We start from the raw sequence: 19,223 nt of genomic DNA on the forward strand, positions 1-19,223 counted from the left end.
TTCCCTGCCCAGCCGATCCGTCGCTCAGTCAGCCGGGTCCGCTTTGGAAGCATCGTCCCCGGCCTGGCGGCGTTCTGCCTTGAGAGCCTTCCACTTTTCGAGGCGTTCGGCCAGCGCGGCCTCCGCGCCGTAGTGGCTGGGCAAATACAAAGGCAGCGGATCGACCATGTACTCCTGCCCCGAAATGTGGTCCGGGCTATCATGGGAATACATATACGCGTCACCGTGGCCGAGTTGCTTACCGACCTTGCTGTGGCTGTCGCGCAACCAGAGCGGCACGGGCTGGACGGGGCCTTCCTTGATCGCACGACGGGCGCGAAAAATCGCCTCGGTGGCGGAGTTGCTTTTCGGGCACAGCGCGAGAAAAAGCGTGCAATGGCTCAGGGTGAGCGCCGCCTCCGGCATTCCGATGAACTCGACCGCCTGGAGCGCGGCGGTGGCCAGTGGCAGGGCACGTGAATCGGCCAGCCCAATGTCCTCGGAGGCGAGGATAATAAGCCGCCGGGCGATGAAGCGCGGGTCTTCCCCACCCTCGACCATCTTGGCCAGCCAGTAGAGAGCGGCGTCGGGATCGGAGCCGCGCACGCTCTTGATAAAGGCGGAAATCGTGTCGTAGTGCTCGTCCTCGTCAGCGTCGTAGCGGATCTGCCGCTCCCGGGCGAAAACCTCCAGCTCGGCCGGGGTGATCTCGCTCCCGGTCGGCTGGCTGAGCACGAGCGTTTCCAAAGCGTTGAGCGCACGGCGCATGTCACCATCGCAGAGCCGGGCCAACCCGATGAGCACCGCGTCCCCGGCTGTGCAGCGCGTTGAGCCGAGACCGCGCTCGCCATCCTCCAACGCCCGGCGCAGGAGCGCCACGGTGGCCGACTCGGGCAGAGGCTCCAGCCGGAAAAGGTGGCTGCGCGACAGCAGCGGGTCGATGATGTAAAAGCCCGGGTTGTGCGTGGTCGCGCCGATGAGCCGGATGTTGCCCGCCTCCACGTCCGGCAGGAGGAGGTCTTGCTGTGCCTTGTTGAAGCGATGAATCTCGTCGATGAAAAGGATCGTCTCGTGCGCGCTGTCGTAGCGAGCCATGCGGAGCACGTCGCGCAGTTCGGCCACGTTGGACATGACGGCGTTGAGCCGTACACACTTGGCCCCCGTTTCCTGCGCGATGACCTCGGCCAACGTGGTCTTGCCACAGCCGGGCGGGCCGTAGAAAAGCAGGCTCCCGAAGGTGTCGGTCTTGACCAGCTTGGGCAGCAGCGAACCTTTGCCCAGCAGGTGCTCCTGCCCCAGCACTTCGGAGAGGTCGCGCGGACGCATGCGCACCGCCAGCGGGCGGCGACGCTGCACGGCGGAGACCGGCGAACCCGGTTCGCCCTCGCCCTCACCGCAGGCGGAATTTTCAAAGAGACTGGACTGGAAATTATCGCTCAAGCTGGCGTGAAACTTTGTGCACGTATTAAAACTTTGCCAGCCAAAATTCGACCCGAACTCGCCCAAGGGCAAGCGCGAGTAAAAAACTTTCGCCTTGGCCCGCGAATTTCCCGCTGCCATGCTTTTGTCACATGCCCGCCCGGGTTTCTCTCTTTTCAAGCACACGCCTCACCCCGCCATGCCGAATAATCCCGAAAGACAGCGCCTCGACGAAGCCCACGACCGCGAAAAGAACTGGAAGCGCTGGGGCCCGTACCTCTCCGAGCGCCAATGGGGCACCGTGCGCGAGGACTACTCCGCCGACGGCGAAGCCTGGGACTACTTCACGCACGACCAGGCGCGCAGCCGCGCCTACCGCTGGGGCGAGGACGGCCTGCTCGGCATCACCGACCGCGAATGCCGCCTGTGCTTCGCACTCGCGCTGTGGAATGAGAAAGACCCCATCCTCAAAGAGCGACTTTTCGGGCTCACTGGTAAGGAGGGCAACCACGGCGAGGACTGTAAGGAGCTTTACTACTACCTGGATTCCAGCCCCACCCACAGCTATTTTAAAAGCCTCTACAAGTACCCGCAAGCCGCCTACCCCTACGAGCACCTGCTGGCCGAGAACGCCCGCCGGGGCCGCAACCAGCCCGAGTTCGAGTTGCTCGACACGGGCGTTTTCGAGAGCGACCGCTACTTTGACGTTTTCGCCGAGTACGCCAAGGCCGCCCCGAATGACCTTTTGATCAAAATCACCGTGGTCAATCGCGGCCCGGACGCCGCTCCGCTCCACCTGTTGCCAACCCTGTGGTTCCGTAATACCTGGAGCTGGGGTTGCTCGCACGAGGGCTGCACGCCCAAGCCCCGCATCGCGCAGTCCGGCCCCCGCTGTGCCGAGGCCCACCACGACGAGTTAGAGTCCTTCATTCTGGAAACCGAGGAAGAGCCGGCTGACTGGCTCTTTACCGAAAACGAGTCTAACAACGAAAAGCTCTTCGGCTCGTCCAACGCCAGCCCCTTCACCAAGGACGCCTTCCACCACCTGCTGTGCGCGGGCGAGACCGACGCCGTCAACCCCGACGCCCACGGCACCAAGGCCGCCCCGCACTTCCGGCTCACGCTCAAGGCCGGGGAAACCCGCACCCTGCGCCTGCGCCTCAGCCTGAAAGACAAGCGTCCGCCCAAGCCCTTCGGACCGGAGTTCGAGCGGGCCTTCAAGACCCGCATCCGCGAGACCGACGAGTATTACCGCGCCATCATCGGCGAGGACGGCCTGCACCCGCACGAGGAGCAGGTCATCCGGCAGGCCTACGCCGGGCTGTTGCACAGCAAGCAGTTTTACCACTATGTGGTCAAGGACTGGCTCGACGGCGACCCCGGCGAGCCCCCGCCCCCGGAGTCGCGGCAACACGGGCGCAACGCCGAGTGGACAAACATCTTTTGCCGCGACGTCATCTCCATGCCCGACAAGTGGGAGTACCCGTGGTTCGCGGCCTGGGACCTGGCCTTCCACATGATCCCGTTCGACAAGATCGACCCGGACTTCGCCAAGAAGCAGCTCATCCTCATGCTACGCGAGTGGTACATGCACCCCAACGGCCAGATTCCCGCCTACGAGTGGAACTTTTCCGACGTGAACCCGCCCGTCCACGCCTGGGCCGTCTGGCGCGTTTACAAGATGACGGGCCGCCGCGGCGCGCGCGACCTGGACTTCCTCGCCCAGTGCTTTCACAAGCTGCTCATCAACTTCACCTGGTGGGTCAACCGCAAGGACCCGCACGGCAAAAATCTCTTCGCCGGGGGCTTCCTCGGGCTGGATAATATCGGGGCCTTCGACCGCTCCAAGCCCCTGCCCGACGGCTACCACCTGGAGCAGGCCGACGGCACCGCGTGGATGGCTTTCTTCTGCTCGACCATGCTCTCGATCTCCCTCGAACTGGCCGCCAACGACCCGGCCTACGAGGGCGTGGCCTCGAAGTTCTTCGAGCACTTTGTGGCCATCGCCGAGGCCATGAACACCCTCGGCGGCACCGGTCTGTGGAACGAGCAGGACGGCTTCTACTACGACATGCTCCAGGCCGACGGCACCACCATCCCGATGGCCATCCGCTCGATGGTCGGCCTGCTGCCCATCTGCGCGGCCGAAGTGCTCCAGGTCAACACCATCGAAAAGCTCCCCCGCTTCAAGAAGCGCCTGCAATGGTTCCTCACCCACAACGAGGTTTTCTCCAAGGAAATGTCCTGCCTGGAGTTCGAGGGCGGGCGGCACGAGGACCCCAAGCTCATGCTCGCCATCCCCTCGCGCCCGCGCCTGGAGCGGGTGCTGCGCTACCTCTTCGACGAGAACGAGTTTCTCTCCCCCTACGGCCTGCGCTCGCTTTCCAAAGTCCACCGCGACAACCCGTTCCGGCTTAACTACCACGAGAAGGACTTCAGCGTCTCCTACCAACCGGCGGAGTCCGACAGCGCGCTCTTCGGCGGCAACTCCAACTGGCGAGGCCCGATCTGGTTCCCGGTCAACTACCTGCTGATCGAGGCGCTGGAAAAGTACCACCACTACTACGGCGACGACCTCAAGGTCGAGCTGCCCACCGGCTCCGGCAACTGGGTCAACCTCCAACAGGCCGCCGCCGAACTCTCCCGCCGCCTGTGTGCGATCTTCCTGCCCGACAAGCACGGCGACCGGCCCGTCCACCGGCTCCACGCCGGGCAGTACCGTGACAAGCACTTCCGCGACCTGGTGCTTTTCAACGAGTACTTCGACGGCGACAACGGCCGGGGCGTCGGTGCCTCCCACCAGACCGGCTGGACTGGCCTCGTGGCCAAGCTGCTGGAGGATAAGTGCCGCCACAAGCGCGCCGACGCCCAGCCACAGCCCTGAGTAACCATGTCCCTTGCATTATCACCGGAGAATTTTATGCCGATGCCCGCGATTCGTCCGGTAGGCTTTTGGCCGACTCGCTATAGGCTGCGCCTATCGTAGTCATAATAGAATAGACTAGGCAGATGTCTTCCCCGGCTTGACAGCGGGAGCAAGCCGGATTCGATGTTGGGCTTCGGTCGGCACCAACCGCCGCCACTTCATACCAATACGCATATAGACATGTCAGTTCTAGTAGGAAAAAAAGCTCCGAACTTTAACGCCGCCGCCTGTGTCAAGGGGCAGATCGTCGAGAACTTCACCCTCGACCAGTTCCTGGGGGACAAGTACGTGGTCCTGTTCTTCTACCCGAAGGACTTCACCTTCGTGTGCCCGACCGAGCTGATTGCTTTCCAGGACGCGCTCGGCCAATTCGAGGAGCGCAACGTGCAGGTCATCGGCTGCTCGACCGACACCGAGCAGTGCCACTGGGCATGGGTCAACACCCCGCGCAAGCAGGGCGGCATCGAAGGGGTCGAGTACCCGATCGTGGCCGACACCAACAAGACCATTTCCTCGGCCTATGACGTGCTCACCGGCGACTACGACATCGACGTGGACGGCAGCCTCGTGGCCAGCGGCGAACTTGTCGCCTACCGCGGCCTGTTCCTGATCGACAAGGAAGGCGTCGTGCGCCACCAGATCGTCAACGACCTGCCGCTGGGCCGCAGCATCGCCGAGGCCATCCGCATGGTGGACGCGCTCCAGCACTTCGAGCAGTTCGGCGAAGTCTGCCCGATGAACTGGGAAAAGGGCAAGGAAGCCATGAACGCCACCCACGAAGGTGTGGCCGAGTACCTCAGCAAATAACCATTTAACGGCCCGCCCATACGCGGCGCTAATGCCCCGCGGGGTGGGCCGTTTTTCCTTTCCAATTCTTCCCCCAAAGCCCTTAAATTCGCATCATGGAAAACGTCATCATCATCGGGACCGGCTGCGCCGGCCTGACCGCCGCCATTTACGCCGCCCGTGCCAACCTGGAGCCGCTCGTGATTGAGGGCACCCAGCCCGGCGGCCAGCTCACCACCACCTCCGAGGTGGAAAACTTTCCCGGCTTCCCCGAGGGGATCGACGGCTACACCCTGACCGATAACATCCGCAAACAAGCCGCCCGCTTTGGGGCGAAGTTTGCCAGCGACGTGATCGGGTCCGTCGAACTCAAGGGCGACGTAAAAATCCTCAAGTCCTCCGGCAAGACCTACGAGACCCGTACGCTCATCATCGCCACTGGCGCCCGCCCGCGCCTGCTCGGCATCCCCGGCGAACAGGAGATGTACGGCGGCAAGGGCGTTACCACCTGTGCCACCTGCGACGGTGCCTTCTACCGGGGCATGGAGGTGATCGTGGTTGGCGGTGGTGACTCGGCCTGTGAAGAGGCACTTTTCCTCACCCGTTTCGCCAGCAAGGTCACCATCCTGCACCGCCGCGACGAGTTCCGCGCCTCCAAGATCATGGCCGATCGCACCCTCGCCCACGACAAGATCGAGGTCCGCTGGAACACGGTCCCCGAGGAAGTCCTCGCGGATGAGTCCGGCAACATGCGCGCCGTGCGCGTCAAGGACGTCAAAAGCGGCGCAGTCTCCGAGATCGAGGCCAAGGGCTTCTTTATCGCCATCGGGCACATCCCCAACACGGCATTCCTGGGCGACGAAATCCCCACCGACGAAGACGGCTACATCGTCTCCAACCACGCCAGCGGCGTGCACACCGAGATCGAGGGCGTCTATGTCGCCGGTGATTGCTCGGACCACGTTTACCGCCAGGCCATCACCGCCGCCGGGATGGGCTGCCGCGCCGCCATCTCCGCCGAGCGCTACCTGACGGACAAGTTCGGCGTCGGCGCGTAAGCGACCGGTCCCAAGTAGCTTTGAGGGTTATACGAGAGGGTGTTTTTTCAAAAAACACCCTCTCTCGCTCTCACCCAAAACGTTTGAGACGGAACTTCGTTCCTTCGCAAGAACCGTAAAGCTTCAACCCTGGAGAGAAGCGGTATGATGATGTCCAGTGCGGCTACGCGCCGCAAATTTGGTTTGTGCCAGTGACAGAGCCTGCCCATGCTCGCCGCCATGTTCAACAAAATGGTCCTCGCTCTCTTCCCGGTTTGCCTGCTCGCGGGCTGCGCACAATTTGAAAAAAACGTCGAAGCCGACGAAAACGCTCCCAAGGTCCAAACCCTCGACGCCAACCAGTCGCAGCAAGTGGAAGACTGGGCTGGCAACGGCCAGATCAACGCCTACGAGGCCGAGCAGATGCAGGAGTCGATCAACGGCGGGCAATAAGCTTCGCCGCGCCACAGGATCGCCCTCGCGTTTATCATCGACTCGGGGGCGATTTCCGGCACGATACGTTCTTCCCTGCTAGGAAATTCCCAGGGGCCGGGCGGCACGGATGCCGCCCGCACACTGAATTTCACCATGAATGCGATAGTAGTTTATTCCGGCGGTCTGGACTCGACCGTACTTTTATATGAGCTGTTGAAAAACGGCCACGAGGTGGCCGCGCTCTCCGTCAACTACGGCCAGCGCCACGACAAGGAGATCACCTGCGCCGCCGCCCTCTGCCAGCTGCTCGGGATCGAGCATCGGGTGGCCGACCTGAGCGGCGTCGTCAGCCTGCTTGGCGGCTCCAGCCTGACCGATCCGGCCATCGCCGTGCCCGAGGGGCACTATGCGGAGGAGTCGATGAAGCAGACCGTCGTCCCCAACCGCAACATGATCCTGCTTTCCCTCGCGGCGGGCTGGGCCATTTCCCGCAAGGCCGATTGCGTCGCCTACGCCGCCCATGCCGGGGACCACGCCATCTATCCCGACTGCCGGGAAGAGTTCACCGACGCCCTGGACAAGACCATCCGCATGGCCGACTGGCACGAGGTCTTCGTCCACCGGCCCTACGTCCAGATGACCAAGGCCGGCATCGTCGCCCGGGGTGCAGAGCTGGGTGTGCCTTTTGAAAAAACCTGGTCCTGCTACCAGGGCGGCGACAAGCACTGCGGCCGCTGCGGCACCTGCATCGAGCGCCGGGAGGCCTTCCACCTGGCCGGCGTCGAAGACCCCACCCCCTACGCCGACAACGCCCCCGCCCTCGCCGACCTTATCGCTAACGACTGGAACCTGCCGCCATGCTGACCTGCCGCAAAAGTTTTACCGACATCCCCTTCGCCCACCGCCAGCACTGCCACGACGGGCACTGCGCGCTCCTGCACGGGCACAATTGGACGCTCCACGTGACCTTCGCCTGTTCCGCCCCCGACGCCAACGGCTTCGTGGTTGACTTCGGCAAACTCAAGTACCTGCGCGCCTGGATCGACGAAAACCTCGACCACGCCTGCGTGCTCAACGAGGACGACCCGTTGCGCGAGCAACTCGTCAGCGGCTGCCCCGAGGCGTTCAAGGTCTATCTGGTCGCAAGCTGCTCCTGCGAAGGACTGGCCATGCACCTGCACGGTGTCTTCGACCGGCTCGTGCGGGCCGACTCCGGTGGTCGCGCCTGGGTCACGGAAGTCACCGTGGACGAGGACTCGAAAAACTCCGCCACCTACCGCGCGGCGGATTGAGCGGGCGGAAATACCTGTGGGGGCGTTACTGCCCGGCGGGTAAACCGGTGAGTCTCGTTGAGTGCTGATGCCTTTTTTTCACCGCAGAGGCACAAAAGGCACAGAGGCTTGTTTGTCCGCGTGCGTTGCGCATTTCAATAGCCCGTCGTAACCCCCTGATTCAGACCGTTGTATACTGAAATGATAAAATCGGTAAGCCTCCTGTTGTGACTGTTTTTTTTTAACAGGAAGGACGGGAAGTGAGGAAGGCTACTCTTCCGAGCTCACTTGGCGTTCTTTCCGACCTTCCCGTTAAAACTCTCACATTATCAATGTCTCTTGGAAGCTGGTATAAGTGGTCTATTATACAACCCCAGGGCCATTGTGGTTGTAGCATTCCCTGAAGATAATCTCTGCGTCTTTGCGTCTCTGCGGTAAAAAAAGCCCGTCCACTTCTGCGGAACGGGCAATAAAAACGAGCGCGACCAAAGCAGCCGCCAACGCTATTTCTTCACGAAACGGTTTTCCGTGCCCTTGAGCAGGCGCTGGATATTTGAGCGGTGGCGCACAACGATGAGCACCGCCAGCGCGACGAGGAAAACCATCAACCAGGTGTCGTGGACAAAGAACAGCCCGCAGACCGGTAGGCTAATGCCAAAGGCCAGCGAGGCCAGCGACACATAGCGGGTGGTGTAGAAAAACACGACCCAGGCCACGATCCCCAGCCCGAGCACGATCGGCGCGAGCGCGAGCAGGCCGCCCATGGTGGTGGCCACGCCCTTTCCGCCCTTGAAGCCCAGAAACAGCGAGAAACTGTGCCCGAGAATGGCCGCGATCAGCCCGACAATGCCGAGGTGGACCGGCTCACTGGCTCCCACAAAGGGCAGCAACGGCCAACCAGCCGCCACCAGCCCCTTGAGGAAATCCAGGGCGAAACACAGGTTCCCGGCCCGCTTGCCCAGCACACGCTTGACGTTCGTCGCGCCGGGGTTGCAACTGCCCTCCCGAAGAATATCGACGCCCATGCGACGGGCGATGATCACGGCGAAGGACACCGATCCGATGAGGTAGCCGACGAGGGCCACTCCGATGATTTCGATCAGGTTGGGCATGGGGAGAGAACGCTGCGTATCCGGAAACAACTACAACTCGATGATCCTGAACTTCAGGATCGCCTCGTGCTTGAGGATGTCGGCCTGCGCCTTTTCCGAGGGCACGCTGTCAAGCTCGAACACACTGATCGCCCAGCCTTCGCCACGGTCGCGGCTCAGGGACATACTGGCGATGTTGACATTGTCCTTGCCCAGCTCGGTGCCGAGGAAGCCCACGATGCCAGGTACGTCCTTGTTCTTGAAAACAAGCAGAATGCCGCTGGTGGTCGCTTCGACACCGTGTCCGTCGATGCTGACGATGCGCGGATTTTGCACCTTGCCAAAGAGCGTGCCGGAAGCAGTCCGGGTCTTGCCGTCGGCGCAGAGGGCCTGCACCTCGACCAGTTCGGTGTACTCGGCCTCCTGGTTGCTCTTGACCGTCTCCAGCTCGATACCGAGTTCCTGAAGCTTCTTCGGGGCGTTAACGTCGTTAACGTGGTCGGAAATCTTACGCATGAACCCGCGCAGCACGGCCCGGTCGAGCGGGAGTGTGTCCAGCGAAGTGATCTTGCCGGTGTAGGTGATGCGGAGCTTGACCACGTTGGGCGGAGCAAGCTGCTGCACAAAGCTGCCCAAAGCCTGCCCCAGCGTGAGGTAGGGCTGGAGCACTTCGAGGCTCTTGGAGTCCACCGAGGGCATGTTGATGGCGTTGCGGACCATCCCGCCCTGAAGGGCTTCGGCGATCTGGTGGGCGATTTCCACCCCGACGCTTTCCTGAGCTTCCTTGGTGGAGGCGCCCAGGTGCGGAGTCAGCACGAGCTTGTCGAGGCCGCGCAGTTCGCTGTCCTCAGCCAGCGGTTCGCTCTCGTAAACGTCCAGCCCGGCTGCGGCGACCTTGCCGCTCTTGATGGCCTCGGCCAGCGCCGACTCCTTGATGATGCCGCCACGGGCGACATTGAAGAGGCGCACGCCGTCCTTCATCTTGGCGAAGGCGGACTCGTCGATCATGTACTTGGTGTCGGCCGTCAGCGGCATGTGCACAGTGATGTAGTCCGACTGGCTCAGCACCTCGTCGAGCTCGACCTTCTTGATGCCCAACGCGTCGGCGCGGGACTCGGTCAGGTACGGGTCGAAAGCCAGCACCTTCATATTAAAGGCGATGGCGCGCTTGGCCACTTCGGCCCCGATGCGGCCCAAGCCACAAACGCCGAGCGTCTTGCCGTTAAGCTCGCAACCGGAGTACAGCTTGCGGTCCCAGCGGCCCGCCTTCATGGAGGCGGCGGCCTGCGCAATCGGCCGCGTGCCGCAAAGCATGTGCGTAAAGGTCAGTTCCGCGGTGGCGATAGTGTTGCCGCCGGGCGTGTTCATGACGATGATACCGCGCTCCGTGGCGGCCTCGATGTCGATGTTGTCCACCCCGACCCCGGCACGGCCAACGACCTTGAGCTTGGGGGCCACGGCGATGATGTCCGCGGAGATCCTTGTTTCGGAGCGCACGGCGACGCCTTCGACGTCTCCGATGAGCTGCTTGACTTGTTCGGGGGACGCCTTCCAGTCTGGAATGACCTCCCAGGCCACGACGACCTCGAAGCCAGGCTGCTGTTTCAGGTATTCGATCCCGATGGACGATATTTTGTCGGCTACCAGTATTTTCATGGCAAAGGGTGGGAGTTAATCGTGGCTCCCGAAAAATGCAACCCCTGAGAGGGCGCGGGCAAAAATCGCCTGTTTTCACGGCGGCCAGACGTCGAAATTCCTGCGCGGAGTGCTTTTCTGTGGCGGGATGGGCTGGCAGGATTGTACGGTTGACGACGAAAAAGCCCGGGGCGGGCGGTCCGGGGGCTTTTTACCTTTTATCCGGCCAGCGCAAAGATGTCGGCGGGAAATTTGTACCATTCAATACGATAGCCCTCGTCCACCGGGTGAAAGTTTCGCTGCCGGGACGCATTTTTCCCTTTGCAGAAGCCGCCAGAGTCCTACCCTGAAGGGTTCATGCTCGAAAACCTGACCGACCGCATGTCGAAAGCCCTGCGCAACCTGCGCGGCATCGGCAAACTGACCGAAGAGAACATGGCAGAAGCCCTCAAGGAGGTGCGCACCGCCCTGCTCTCGGCTGATGTGCACTTCAAGGTCGCGCGGCAGTTCGTGGAGGATGTCAAGGCCGCCGCCATGGGGCAGGAGGTGCTGGCCAGCGTCACCCCCGGACAGCAGATCGTCAAAATCATCAATGACGAACTGGTCAAACTGCTCGGCGAAGGCGCGGGCCAACTGCTGGACAAGAAGCCTCTGCGCATCATGCTCGTCGGCCTCCACGGCTCCGGCAAGACCACCACCTCGGCCAAGCTCGCCAAGCGCCTGGCCAAGGAAGGCTACCGTCCCGCCCTCGTCGGTTGCGACATCTACCGCCCCGCCGCCATCGACCAGCTTGAGACCCTTTGCCGTCAGGAGAACTTTCGCTGCTACACCGACCGCAACTCCAAAGACGTGCCTAAGATCGGCCGCGCCGGGATGGAGTGGGCCAAGGAACAGGACGCAAACCTGATCATTTTCGACACCGCCGGGCGGCTCCAGATCGACCACGACCTGATCGAGGAAGTCAAAAAGCTACGCGACAAGATCGTCCCCGACGAGGTGCTGCTCGTGGCCGACGCCGCGCTCGGTCAGGAGGCCGTCAACGTCGCCCAGCACTTCAACGACGCGGTCCACCTGACCGGCATCGTTCTGACCAAGCTCGACGGCGACGCCCGCGGGGGCGCGGCCCTCTCCATGAAGACCATCACTGGCGTGCCCATCAAGTTCATGGGTACGGGCGAGAAGATGGACGACTTTGAGATCTTCCACGCCGACCGCATGGCCCAGCGCATCCTCGGGATGGGCGATGTCGTCTCGCTGGTTGAAAAGGCACAGGAAAACATCGACGAGAAAGAAGCCCAGCGCCTGGCCGAGAAAATGCAGCGCGCGGAGTTCGACTTCGAGGACTTCCTCGCGCAGATGCGCCAGGTCAAAAAGATGGGCTCCATCGGTTCCCTGATGAAAATGATGCCCGGCATGAGCGGGATCGAAATCGGCGACGCCGAGGAGAACCGGCTCAAACAGACCGAGGCCATCATCCTGTCCATGACCGTGCAGGAGCGCCGCAAACCGATGATCCTCAACGCCAGCCGCCGCAAGCGTATCGCTGACGGCTCCGGCACCTCGGTGCGCGATGTCAACCAGCTCATCAAGCAGTTTGGCCAGATGCGCAAGATGATGAAAATGATGGGCGGTTCCAAGGGACGCAAGTTGATGAAAAAGTTCGGCGGTATGGGCGGCGGCAAAGGCGGCATGCCCGACCTCTCCGGCCTCGGAGGCGGAGGTAAGGGCCTGCCTCCCGGCCTTGGTCTGTAGGCGTCTGCCGGTTAGGATCTAGAATAACTCAAGTGAGCGCCCTCCATCCATAGCGGCAGCGCTCTGTGCCCCCTGTGTCCTCTGTGGTTAAATAAAAAAACAAGCCGGGAGCGAAAATAACGAGGCGTTTTCATTGCTTCGTTGCGTGGCGAGGGCGGGCGTGTTCTGCTTATGTCCACGCATGAAAAAATATCGTTGCTGGGCGGAAATCGACATGGGAGCGCTGGAGCGCAACCTCGGACGGATCAGGGCGGCACTGCCGCCACACATGCAGTATGTGGCCGTGGTCAAAGCCGACGCCTACGGGCACGGCATGCCCCGAATGGTCACCCGGTTGATGCAGAGCGGGGCCAGCATGTTTGCCGTGGCCAACGTCTACGAGGCCGCCGAGTTGCGCGAAATCGGACGCGGGTGGCCGATCCTCGTTCTCGGGCCTGTCCTGCCCGAAGAGGAGGACCACCTGGCCGAGTACGAGCTAACCGCCACCGTCTCCACTGCCGAGGAAGTCTCCCGTCTCAGTGCCGCCGGAGAGCGCGCCCGTACCCGGCTCCCCGTCCACATGGTCATCGACACCGGGATGGGCCGTCTCGGCGTGTGGCATGAGCAGGTGGTCGAGCTTTACCGGCAAATCATGGACTCGCCCCACCTGCGATTGGCCGGGATTTTTACCCATTTTGCCAGTGCCGATACCGACCCGGACTTCACCGGCTTGCAGAGCCGCCGCTTTCTGCAGGCGCTCAAGTCCCTCCCTGATCTCGATACGCGCCCGCTGCTCATCCACGCCCACAACAGCGCCGGTCTGGAAACGCTGAGCCCGGACTCGCCCTTCAACGCGGTCCGCGTCGGGCTGCTGCAATTCGGCTGCCTGCCCAGCCCGAACTCCATCCTCGCCTCCCTCAAGCCCGAACCGGTGCTGGGCTTTCACACCCGCATCGGCATCATCAAGCATCTGCCCGCCGGAACCGGGATCAGCTACGGGCAGACCTTCCACCTGCAGCGTGACTCCCGCCTCGGCGTCATCACCGCCGGTTACGGCGACGGCCTGCCGACCACCGCCAGCAACCGGGCTCAGGTCATCATTCAGGGGAAACGCTGCCCGGTATTGGGCCGGGTGACGATGGACCAGACCATTGTTGACCTGACCGACAACCCTGAGGCCGCCCCCGGCGACAAAGTCACGCTGATTGGGCGGCAGGGGGACGAATCCATCGATGTGCAGGAATTCAGCAACTGGGCCGACTGCGTCCCGTGGGAAGCCTTCTGCTCCATCACCAAACGGGTTCCCCGCCTCTACCGCACCTCGCGCGAGATTTGAGGGCCGTAAAAAAATCCTATCGCCACAAAAACACAAGAAGACACGAAAACGATCCAGGGGCTTATCCCTTTAAAAAAGCTCTGTGCCCTTTGTGCTCTCTGTGGTTAATAAATAACCTGCGTTATTTTCAGAAACCGCCGTCACCGGCACTCCCGATGGGGCTGGCCGTTGCCTTAACGGTTTCGTCACGCACTGCTTCGGGGAAACCGCGCAGGGCCATTTCCGCGGCGTAGGAGAAATCCGAAGTCGTGCTGGTCGAGGCTTGCACGCTCCAGCTCGACATCGAGCTCCACAGGACTTGACCGCTGCCACCGAGCACTTCCACCCCCAGACGGCCCATCATTTGGCTGCCGGACTGGTAAAGGGACTGCTCATAGCTGACCGGTTCGGAGTTCTTCAGGGCCGGGTTGCGCTGCTCGTAGAAGCTCCAGCCGGGCAGAATGGTCATATCGGCCGGTTCCGAAGTGGGAACTTCCCGGTAGCCGAGGGCTTCGAGCCGGCGGGCCACCATCTCCTGAGTCAGCACGACTGCATCCTGCTGGTTGCGTGAACCGAAGTGGCTGAGCGAGCCGCTGACATCCCCCATGTGGAAGGTTTCCATTGAGGCGATTACTCCGGCGTTCTCGGAGGTGTTGACAGTATCGCAGCCGTTGAAGGCGAAAACAGCGATCAAGGCGGCAGTCAGGGAAAGGAACGAAGAGCGGATGGGGTTGCGCATAAGAATTATTTACGTTTTGCGTTTGTGAGATTTGTGGTTAAAATAACAGGACGACTATTGGAACTAAATCTGACGACTGAGGTTAATACTAACTAGCGGTGACTACGAGCATAAAAAACCTCACGCCGCGCCAGGCTTGGCAGGCATTGCCTCCCGACGAGTGGGGCGAAGACGAAACGCGGCATTTGCTGCGGCGGGCCGGTTTTTCTTCCACGACCGACGAGGTCGAGCGGGTGCGCAAGCAGGGGCTCAAGGCTACCCTGGACCAGTGGTTCGGCCAGTTCTCCCCCATGCCCCGCCCCGAGGACACCCGCCTCTACACGGAACAAAACCCGGCCATGTCGGCCATGATCCGTGAAACCAAAGACGAGGAAGAAAAGCGCAAACTCAGACGCGAACAGCGTCAGCAGCGCACCGCCGCCTACCAGGATTTCGGCATGCGCTGGCTCCAGTTCGCCCGCGAGCCCGCCCACTCGGTGCAGGAGAAGTACGTTCTTTTCCTGCAGGATATTTTCGTGGTGGACCGGCAGAGCATTCAGGAATCCGACCGGCTCTATAACCATCAGGCGCTCCTGCGCTCCAAGGGGCTCGGCCCCTACCCCGACCTGGCCAAGGCGGTCAGCCGCTCGCCGGCCATGATCAAGTACCTCAATCTCGACCGCAGCACCAAGGGCGCTCCGAACGAGAACTTCGCCCGCGAGCTGTTCGAGCTGTTCACACTGGGCGAGGGCAACTACAGCGAGCAGGACATCAAGCAGGCCGCCCGCGCCTTCACCGGCTACCGGATTGACAAGGAGGGTTTCAAGTTCGTCGAGAAGTACCACGACAACGGCGAAAAGACCGTCTTTGGCCAGACCGGCAATTTTTCCGGCGACGAGGTCATCGACCTGGTGTACACCCAACCGGCAGCCCGTACCTTCGTTCCGCGCGAGATGGTGAAGTTCTACCTCAGTGAGGCATCCCTTCCGGAACCGTTCGTCAATGAGCTGGGCCAGTCCTGGGCCGCTCGAAAATTCGACATGAGCTTCCTGCTCAAGACCTTCTTTGCCAGCCGGATCTTTTACGCCCCCGAGTACCGGATGAACCTGATCAAAAGCCCCATACAGTATTACCTGGGCATGTATCAGGACAACGGGCTGGACATCCCCCCGCTGATTAACCGTACCCTCAGCCCCCTCCGCGCCATGGGGCAGGAGTTCTTCAACCCTCCCAACGTCCGCGGTTGGGTAGGAGGCCGCCACTGGATCAACGCCACCACTCTGGAGGCCCGCCGTCAACTTGCGCAGACGATTTTCTGGGGCATAAACGAGGACCAGCTCAATGCTGATGCGCTGGCCGACCTCAACGAGTTCCGTGCCGCCGGATACAAGAACTTCCATCTCTCTGGCGCGGACATGAAGTACCTTTACGACAAGACTCCGAGCTACGTTGCCAATCACCTGTGCCAGACCTACCTGCCACAGATGCCGAGCGAGAAATTCCGGCTGTACCTCGAAGACCACCTGGCCAAAAACGCCGGGGGCAAGTACAAGTGCGTCCGCGAAGTCATCCAGGCCATCCTCCAGTCCCCCCAGTATCAACTCTGTTAAAGGTCCGCCATGAACGATCCCTGCCCCCGCCTGCCGCTGACCCGTCGCGAATTCCTGCGCTCCTCCGCCAGCGGACTGGGGCTGCTCGCCTTCAGCGGCTTCGTCCCGGCCTTTCTGACCCGCGCCGCCGCCGCCCAGGTGCCCGCCGCCGAGCGCGACCGCAGCATCCTCGTGCTCGTCCAGCTCGCCGGCGGTAACGACGGGCTGAACACCGTCATCCCCTTTGCCGACGACCATTATTACAACCTGCGGCCCAAGCTCGGTATCCCGGCCAACAAGGTTATCCGTCTCGACGACCTGACCGGCCTGCACCCGGCGATGGGTAAGATGAGCGAGCTGTGGAAGGACGGCAAACTCTCCATCGTCCAGAACGTCGGCTATCCTAACCCGAACCGCAGCCACTTCCGCTCGACCGAAATCTGGGAAACGGCGGTGGACAGCGACCAGACCACCCAGACCGGCTGGATCGGACGCTACTTCGACGCCGAGTGCTCAGGTAAGCCCAGTTCCTCCGAGCCCAACGCCGTCCACATAGGCGACGAGATGCCGCAGTCCTGCCAGTCCTCCGTCCCGCACAATATTTTCGGCATGCCCGCCAACGGCTCCGTCGGCAAGGCCGCCGACCGCGAGATCGACCTGCTCGAAGACGTCATCGAGGCATCCTCCAACTCCGGCAACGCCGGCTACCTCCAGCACACCCTGATGGACACCATCGTGACGCAGCGCCAGGTCAACGACGTGCTGGGTAAATACAAGCCCCTCGCCAAGTACCCCGGCAGCAGCCTCGGCCAGTCGCTCCAGCGCGTGGCCGCGCTCATTGCCGCCGGGCTGGAGACCCGCGTTTACTTCGTGCGCCAGGGCAGCTACGATACCCACGCCAACCAGTCCGGACGCCACCAGCAGCTCCTCGGCGACCTCTCCGCTGCGCTGGCGGCATTCCAGTTCGACCTGGAGCGGCACAAGTTGCAGGACCAGGTCCTGACCATGACTTTTTCCGAGTTCGGACGCCGCCCGAGTGAAAATGCCAGCATCGGGACCGATCACGGGACCGCCGCGCCGCTCTTTGTCATGGGCGCGGGCGTCAAAAACCCCCTCGTCGGCACCCGACCCGATCTCAACGTGAAGAAGAATCAGGACCTCACCTACACGACCGACTTCCGGCAGGTCTATTCCACGGTGTTGAAAAACTGGATGCAGGCCGACCCGTCCAAGGTGATCGAACGCCCCTTCAAGTCGATGAATTTCGTTTGAGCCTGCCCGCCGTTTCGGCCAGTTTTCCGGTATGCTCCTCAAACTCACCCGCCGCGAAGCCGCCGCCCTCAGTGTGCTCGTCCTGCTGCTCGGCCTCGGCCTGGTGGCCGCGCTTGTGTTTTAAAGCGGTCGGAAATAAAGCCTCCTCGCAATGCGACGACGGCACGACTTTGCTTTGCGGATTGACCGGTTCTTTTTTTTAAAACCGCAAAGGCACAAAGTCGCAAAGGACTGGAAGCATCGCCTTCCTTACTTTCCGGCCTTCCTGTTAAATCTCCTAAATGTCAAACTGGGTGAGGAATGAGATAGGCCCATCGAACCCTGAGTGTACTCGATGGGGCAATGCCGCCAGAGTTCCGTGATCATTTCTGTAGACCTTCGGCGACGCTTGCCAAGCGGACAGTTTCCACCATGCTTATGGGCTATGCTCACCCGCTCCCTTTTCGCCCTGCTGGCCTCCGCTTGCGCCCTCGCACCGCTTCACGCCCAGACCGACGCCACCGCGCAGGAAAACAGCGCCCTTGTGTCCTCCCCGGTGACTCAGGACGAGTCTCCCGCCGAGCGGACGGCCCGACTCAACGCCGTGCTCGACCGCTACCAGGGCCGTTGGGTGGGCACGATTGAAATCCGCAGCCTGACCCGCGTCATCCAGACCATCCAGATTGAGCAACAATACTGGTGGGACGAGATCGACGGTATCAAAGTGCTCAAGGGCCAGGCCGTGCTCGCCTCGATGGGCACACTCTCCGCTTCCGAATCTCGTACCTATATTGAGGCTGGAAACATTTATTCGGAAACCGACCAGGAGGGACGCCAGCACTTCTTTATCGGCAAAGTCAGCGACGACGGGCGCAAAATCAGTTGGCTCCCGGCAGACGACGCCGACCCGCTCGCGCGCAAAGTGACCGACACGTTTTCGGACGGCCCGGAAGGCCCCGTCCTCACGGTTGAGGGCTACGAGGAAGTCCCGGTCGGCGACAACCGTGCCCTGCTCACCATGCGCGGCGAACTCAAGCGCGCCGGCGATATGAGCCACGGCCCCCTGGCCATGCCTCAGCGCTAGGCTGTGTGGGCGACGTGAGATAATCTGAAGACACGGCCTAAAGATTAAAGAACGCCTCGGTGTTGGCCGTAGCGATAGCGGCGAGTTCCTCCGGCGACACGCCCAATTCCCCGGCGATGAACGCCGCCGTATCGCGCACCATAAAGGGTTCGCAGGGTTTTCCTCGATGAGGCACCGGCGCCAGGTAGGGCGCGTCCGTCTCCACCATCAGTCGGTCCAGCCCCTGCCCGCGGCACGCTTCGCGCACCTCGGGAGCATTCTTGTAAGTGACGATCCCGGTAAAGGAGCCGCGCCCGCCGCGCTCGTTGAGCATCCGCATCGGCCCGGCCCCGTCCACAAAGCAGTGAAAAACCACGCGCTCCCACGGAAAGCCGCACTCGTCGATCACGGCGAGGCTGGCCTCGAAGGCATGGCGCGAGTGGACAACCACCGGCATGTCCAGCTCCTTCGCCAACTGGAGCTGCCGCCGGAAAGCCTTGTCCTGCCAGACCATGACGGCGGCGGCCTCCTCGGCATTGCCGGGCAGGCGGAAGCGGTCCAGCCCGATCTCGCCTACCGCCACCGGGCGGGGGCCATTTTTCCAGTACTGCGGGAGCATTTCGACCTGCTCCTCCCAATCCGCGCCCACATCGGAGGGATGCAGCCCGGCGGCCCAGTAAATCCGGCCGGGGTGCTCCGCCGCCAATTGCTGGTAGAGCGGCCAGTCGTCCTTGCCGGTTCCAATCGCGATCAGCCGGCCAACCCCGGCCTCGGCCGCACGGGCGAGCACGGCATCCAGCTCTCCCTGCCGGTAAAAACGCTCCAGGTGGCAATGGCTGTCGATCAATTCCATTGCCCCGACCATTGGCATTCACCCCCGGCATTCCAAGCCTGAATCGCGTCTCCGCCGGACAGTTTTCACTGTCCTCTCTGGACGAGCCAGCCCGAGTGCGCGGTTTAAGAAACGCTATTTCGCT

Annotated in this window: 16 protein-coding genes; 11 read left to right on the forward strand and 5 right to left on the reverse strand. The window is 62.1% G+C overall.

The genetic code is table 11. From position 1 onward, the window contains the following. Window positions 1-24 precede the first annotated feature (24 nt). Complete coding sequence (locus tag H5P28_RS03230; RefSeq protein ID WP_246455699.1) at window positions 25-1,419, reverse strand: replication-associated recombination protein A; 1,395 nt, start codon at window positions 1,417-1,419, stop codon at window positions 25-27. A gap of 178 nt (window positions 1,420-1,597) precedes the next feature. Between H5P28_RS03230 and H5P28_RS03235 the strand changes: the two genes are divergently transcribed. The 6 genes from H5P28_RS03235 to H5P28_RS03260 all read left to right on the forward strand — a co-directional run bounded on the left by H5P28_RS03235 (window position 1,598) and on the right by H5P28_RS03260 (window position 7,874). Next, entirely contained in the window at window positions 1,598-4,282 is a 2,685-nt protein-coding gene (locus tag H5P28_RS03235) for an MGH1-like glycoside hydrolase domain-containing protein (RefSeq protein WP_185674278.1), read from the forward strand. A 222-nt stretch (window positions 4,283-4,504) separates the two neighbouring features. Next, window positions 4,505-5,131: a peroxiredoxin gene (locus H5P28_RS03240; RefSeq protein ID WP_185674279.1), complete on the forward strand. Its 627-nt coding sequence runs from the start codon at window positions 4,505-4,507 to the stop codon at window positions 5,129-5,131. Window positions 5,132-5,226: 95 nt separating this feature from the next. Next, entirely contained in the window at window positions 5,227-6,168 is a 942-nt protein-coding gene (gene trxB / locus H5P28_RS03245; RefSeq protein WP_185674280.1) for a thioredoxin-disulfide reductase, read from the forward strand. Between the two features lie 219 nt (window positions 6,169-6,387). Continuing rightward, complete coding sequence (locus H5P28_RS03250; RefSeq protein WP_185674281.1) at window positions 6,388-6,600, forward strand: hypothetical protein; 213 nt, start codon at window positions 6,388-6,390, stop codon at window positions 6,598-6,600. Window positions 6,601-6,735: 135 nt separating this feature from the next. Further along, complete coding sequence (queC, locus tag H5P28_RS03255) at window positions 6,736-7,446, forward strand: 7-cyano-7-deazaguanine synthase QueC (protein ID WP_185674282.1); 711 nt, start codon at window positions 6,736-6,738, stop codon at window positions 7,444-7,446. Next, window positions 7,440-7,874 (forward strand): 6-pyruvoyl trahydropterin synthase family protein, encoded by a 435-nt coding sequence (locus H5P28_RS03260; protein WP_185674283.1) that lies wholly within the window; start codon window positions 7,440-7,442, stop codon window positions 7,872-7,874. The genes queC and H5P28_RS03260 overlap by 7 nt, the downstream gene beginning before the upstream one ends. Before the next feature lie 482 nt (window positions 7,875-8,356). Here H5P28_RS03260 and plsY read toward each other — a convergent pair whose 3' ends face one another. Both plsY and serA read right to left on the reverse strand, forming a co-directional pair. Continuing rightward, window positions 8,357-8,965: a glycerol-3-phosphate 1-O-acyltransferase PlsY gene (plsY, locus tag H5P28_RS03265; RefSeq protein ID WP_185674284.1), complete on the reverse strand. Its 609-nt coding sequence runs from the start codon at window positions 8,963-8,965 to the stop codon at window positions 8,357-8,359. Between the two features lie 30 nt (window positions 8,966-8,995). After that, complete coding sequence (serA, locus tag H5P28_RS03270; RefSeq protein ID WP_185674285.1) at window positions 8,996-10,600, reverse strand: phosphoglycerate dehydrogenase; 1,605 nt, start codon at window positions 10,598-10,600, stop codon at window positions 8,996-8,998. A 336-nt stretch (window positions 10,601-10,936) separates the two neighbouring features. Here serA and ffh point away from each other — a divergent pair, with 336 nt between their 5' ends. Beyond that, entirely contained in the window at window positions 10,937-12,331 is a 1,395-nt protein-coding gene (gene ffh, locus H5P28_RS03275; protein WP_185674519.1) for a signal recognition particle protein, read from the forward strand. Between the two features lie 181 nt (window positions 12,332-12,512). Further along, window positions 12,513-13,646 carry an alanine racemase gene (gene alr, locus H5P28_RS03280; protein WP_185674286.1) on the forward strand — a complete coding sequence of 378 codons (1,134 nt, stop codon included), beginning with the start codon at window positions 12,513-12,515 and terminating at the stop codon, window positions 13,644-13,646. A gap of 127 nt (window positions 13,647-13,773) precedes the next feature. Here alr and H5P28_RS03285 read toward each other — a convergent pair whose 3' ends face one another. Next, on the reverse strand, window positions 13,774-14,364 hold the full coding sequence (locus H5P28_RS03285; protein WP_185674287.1) for a DUF4136 domain-containing protein: 591 nt from the start codon (window positions 14,362-14,364) through the stop codon (window positions 13,774-13,776). Between the two features lie 98 nt (window positions 14,365-14,462). On the opposite strand from H5P28_RS03285, the gene H5P28_RS03290 reads away from it, so the two are divergent. The 3 genes from H5P28_RS03290 (at window position 14,463) to H5P28_RS03300 (ending at window position 18,267) form a co-directional block, all read left to right on the forward strand. Further along, complete coding sequence (locus H5P28_RS03290; RefSeq protein ID WP_185674288.1) at window positions 14,463-15,953, forward strand: DUF1800 family protein; 1,491 nt, start codon at window positions 14,463-14,465, stop codon at window positions 15,951-15,953. 9 nt (window positions 15,954-15,962) lie between these two features. Further along, window positions 15,963-17,204, forward strand: a complete 1,242-nt coding sequence (locus tag H5P28_RS03295; RefSeq protein WP_185674289.1) for a DUF1501 domain-containing protein — start codon at window positions 15,963-15,965, stop codon at window positions 17,202-17,204. 424 nt (window positions 17,205-17,628) lie between these two features. Further along, on the forward strand, window positions 17,629-18,267 hold the full coding sequence (locus H5P28_RS03300; RefSeq protein WP_185674290.1) for a hypothetical protein: 639 nt from the start codon (window positions 17,629-17,631) through the stop codon (window positions 18,265-18,267). 37 nt (window positions 18,268-18,304) lie between these two features. Here the strand turns inward: H5P28_RS03300 and H5P28_RS03305 are convergent, their stop codons facing one another. Further along, window positions 18,305-19,099, reverse strand: a complete 795-nt coding sequence (locus H5P28_RS03305) for a TatD family hydrolase (protein ID WP_185674291.1) — start codon at window positions 19,097-19,099, stop codon at window positions 18,305-18,307. Between the last annotated feature and the right edge of the window lie 124 nt (window positions 19,100-19,223).

The sequence above is a fragment of the Ruficoccus amylovorans genome, assembly GCF_014230085.1.
GTDB lineage: Bacteria > Verrucomicrobiota > Verrucomicrobiia > Opitutales > Cerasicoccaceae > Ruficoccus > Ruficoccus amylovorans.

Coding starts and splice junctions, on each gene's coding strand:
- H5P28_RS03235 (WP_185674278.1), top strand. CDS start 1,598: ATGCCGAATAATCCCGAAAGACAGCGCCTCGACGAAGCCCACGACCGC.
- H5P28_RS03240 (WP_185674279.1), top strand. CDS start 4,505: ATGTCAGTTCTAGTAGGAAAAAAAGCTCCGAACTTTAACGCCGCCGCC.
- trxB (WP_185674280.1), top strand. CDS start 5,227: ATGGAAAACGTCATCATCATCGGGACCGGCTGCGCCGGCCTGACCGCC.
- H5P28_RS03250 (WP_185674281.1), top strand. CDS start 6,388: ATGTTCAACAAAATGGTCCTCGCTCTCTTCCCGGTTTGCCTGCTCGCG.
- queC (WP_185674282.1), top strand. CDS start 6,736: ATGAATGCGATAGTAGTTTATTCCGGCGGTCTGGACTCGACCGTACTT.
- H5P28_RS03260 (WP_185674283.1), top strand. CDS start 7,440: ATGCTGACCTGCCGCAAAAGTTTTACCGACATCCCCTTCGCCCACCGC.
- plsY (WP_185674284.1), bottom strand. CDS start 8,965: ATGCCCAACCTGATCGAAATCATCGGAGTGGCCCTCGTCGGCTACCTC.
- serA (WP_185674285.1), bottom strand. CDS start 10,600: ATGAAAATACTGGTAGCCGACAAAATATCGTCCATCGGGATCGAATAC.
- ffh (WP_185674519.1), top strand. CDS start 10,937: ATGCTCGAAAACCTGACCGACCGCATGTCGAAAGCCCTGCGCAACCTG.
- alr (WP_185674286.1), top strand. CDS start 12,513: ATGAAAAAATATCGTTGCTGGGCGGAAATCGACATGGGAGCGCTGGAG.
- H5P28_RS03285 (WP_185674287.1), bottom strand. CDS start 14,364: ATGCGCAACCCCATCCGCTCTTCGTTCCTTTCCCTGACTGCCGCCTTG.
- H5P28_RS03295 (WP_185674289.1), top strand. CDS start 15,963: ATGAACGATCCCTGCCCCCGCCTGCCGCTGACCCGTCGCGAATTCCTG.
- H5P28_RS03300 (WP_185674290.1), top strand. CDS start 17,629: ATGCTCACCCGCTCCCTTTTCGCCCTGCTGGCCTCCGCTTGCGCCCTC.
- H5P28_RS03305 (WP_185674291.1), bottom strand. CDS start 19,099: ATGGAATTGATCGACAGCCATTGCCACCTGGAGCGTTTTTACCGGCAG.